The following is a 2,556-nucleotide window of genomic DNA, read 5'->3' on the forward strand; positions in this document are numbered from 1 at the left end:
AGGGCTGAGTTTCCTGATGTTTGCATAGATTCCTTCGATGTCACCGTATTCTTTGAGAAGCTTCTGGGCGGTCTTTATTCCGATTCCTGGAACACCGGGTATGTTATCCGACGGATCACCTGCGAGAGAAAGAAGAGCATGGAGCCTTTCCGGTTCCAGTTCATACCTGGACAAAACCTTCTCTCTGTCGTATACATCGAGATCGGTAAGACCCGTAACGAAACGCAAAATGTGAACCTTATCGTCCACCAGTTGAAGAAGATCCTTGTCGCCGGTTACTATAAGCACTTCGTCAACTTTATCACGGTACTTCTTCGCAGCCGTTGCAAGGATATCGTCGGCTTCGATTCCGGCTATCGAAAGAAACTTTATGCCGAAGGCCTCGACTAGTTCGGGAATGTCCTTGAGTTGTGCAACAAGGGCATCTGGCATAGCCTCACGAGTTGCCTTGTATGATTCGTACGCATCATGACGCTTCGTAGCTTCCTTTCGGTCAAAAGCGAAGATAGCATAGTCGCCATTCTTCATTCTCTCTCGAGTGAATTTCGACAACATCCTCGCCGTTCCAAAGAGAGCGTTTGTTGGTTCACCTTTGGAGTTTGTAAGAGTTACATCTATCCCGTAGTAACCACGGTAGAAGATTGCAGTTCCATCAAAGAGAAACAGTTTTCCGGGCATTACTCTGCCTCCAGTTCGTCGAGTAGCTCAACAGCCCTCCTGAAGTGAGGAATAACTATCGACCCCCCAACTATCAGTGCTATGTTGAGCGCTTCCATGATCTCTTCTCTACTGGACCCCGTTGCCTTGCATTGAATTATGTGATAAGCGATGCAATCATCACACCTGAGAACTGCCGAAGCCACAAGACCCATCAACTCTTTAGTTTTCGAATCCAGCGCCCCATCCTCGTAAACAGCGCCGTCCAGCGAGAAGAAACGCTTCGTATCTATGTTACCAGTTTCAAGGATTCTATTGTTCATCCTTTCTCGAAAACTTCTGAAATCTTCAAGTCTTCCCATTTTTCCTCCTAAAGTGAGATAGAGAATAGTCTCAATGCGTTGTTCAAGAGGCTTTCCGAACAGCTGATCGGCGAAATGTTTTTCTGATTCGCAATTTCTTCGATGACATAGCCGACGTAATAGGGCTCGTTCCGTTTACCTCTGAAAGGAACTGGCGGAAGATAAGGACAGTCGGTTTCGCAAACGAGTCTGTCAAGAGAGACTTCCCTTACGACCTCCCTGAGCTCTTCATTCTTCTTATATGTCAATGGTCCGCCGATTCCGAGGAAGAATCCCAGCTCCACGAACATTCTCGCATATTCTAAATCAGCGGAAAAGGCGTGAATTACTCCCTTGAAGTGCCCGGATTTTTTGAGTATCTCGTAAGCTTCGGAGTAGGCCTCCCGAACGTGCACCACGACAGGAAGATCCAGCCTGGCCGCCAGTTCAAGCTGTTCTTTGAAGGCTCTTACCTGGTCTTCAACAGGAGAAAGATTCCTGAAGAAATCCAGTCCTATCTCGCCAACAGCAACGGCTTTATCACTCAAAAGCAAAGATTCTAATTTGAGAAGACCCTGTTTATCTAGCCCGCCGCTGTCATGAGGATGAACTCCGGCCGTGAAGAAAGCATTTCGCAGGCCTTTCACGGTTCTGAAGGCCCTTTCGGAGTCCTCCACATTTGTCCCGATCTCAACAAGAAGAGATATGGTGTTGTCTTCAATTTGCCTGATTATTCTCTCTCTATCTGAATCAAACTGGGGAAAGGAGATGTGTGCGTGAGTGTCGACAAGCTTCAGTGAGGAGAAATCAGGCGTTGGCTCTGACATGAAAGATATCACCGTCCTTCACGATCTCCTCCTTGCCTACGATCTTCACCATGCCTTTTGCCTTTGCCTCCTGCATGTTCCTTACCGTCATGAACTCATCGTATGGTATCACTTCTGCCCTGATGAAACTCCTCTCCAGATCCGTGTGTATCTTCCCCGCAGCAGCCTTGGCCGGAGTATTTTTCTTTATTGTCCATGCCCTAACTTCATCCTCGCCGACGGTCAAGAAGGAAATCAGGCCCATGTGTTCATAGACCACTCTCGACAATCTCTCAATGCCACTTTCGGAGATTCCAAGCTCTTCCATGAAAATCCCCCTGTCCTCCTCGGATAGTTCCATGAGTTCGGACTCTATTTTTCCTGAAAGTTCAATGTGCGCGAAGTTTCTTTCACTTATCCTTTGAAGAAGGGTCTCACGCTCTGGATAATCATTTGCAGAAAACTGATCTTCATCCAGATTTATGGCTACGATTATCGGCTTCGCCGTGAAGAGGGCAAGCGAACCAAGTAGTTTCAAATCATCCTCAGCAAGTTCAAGTTGCGATGCGAAACTGTTCTCGTCGAAGCCCTTCTCGATGAGGTGGAGAAGCTCAGTCTCCCTTTCTTCGTCGGCAGATAGCTTTCGTTTCTTCTTCGCTTCTTCAAGTTTTAAGAGTCTGCCCTCTACTACTTCCATGTCTCTTACGAGAAGCTCGGTCTCAATCGTCTCCAATTGCTTGACGGGAGTGTAG

General features: G+C 47.3%; 4 protein-coding genes. All 4 read right to left on the minus strand.

Annotation, left to right across the window (positions count from 1 at the left end; genetic code table 11):
* Positions 1-678, minus strand: a 678-nt coding sequence (locus BG32_RS09275) for a 5'-3' exonuclease H3TH domain-containing protein (protein ID WP_310793884.1), incomplete at its 3' end; no start/stop codon positions are given.
* Complete coding sequence (locus tag BG32_RS09280) at positions 678-1,019, minus strand: carboxymuconolactone decarboxylase family protein (RefSeq protein ID WP_006492803.1); 342 nt, start codon at positions 1,017-1,019, stop codon at positions 678-680. The genes BG32_RS09280 and BG32_RS09275, both read right to left, overlap by 1 nt.
* A gap of 8 nt (positions 1,020-1,027) precedes the next feature.
* A complete protein-coding gene (locus BG32_RS09285; protein ID WP_006492804.1) occupies positions 1,028-1,825 on the minus strand; it encodes a TatD family hydrolase in 798 nt (265 codons plus the stop codon).
* Positions 1,806-2,556, minus strand: a 751-nt coding sequence (locus tag BG32_RS09290; RefSeq protein ID WP_121526728.1) for a DUF933 domain-containing protein, incomplete at its 5' end; no start/stop codon positions are given. The genes BG32_RS09290 and BG32_RS09285, both read right to left, overlap by 20 nt.

Source organism: Mesotoga sp. HF07.pep.5.2.highcov (assembly GCF_003666285.1).
GTDB classification, from domain to species: Bacteria; Thermotogota; Thermotogae; order Petrotogales; family Kosmotogaceae; genus Mesotoga; species Mesotoga prima.

What these genes read in the sequence shown, in the direction of transcription:
- BG32_RS09280 (WP_006492803.1), bottom strand. Translation starts at nt 1,019, where the DNA reads ATGGGAAGACTTGAAGATTTCAGAAGTTTTCGAGAAAGGATGAACAAT.
- BG32_RS09285 (WP_006492804.1), bottom strand. Translation starts at nt 1,825, where the DNA reads ATGTCAGAGCCAACGCCTGATTTCTCCTCACTGAAGCTTGTCGACACT.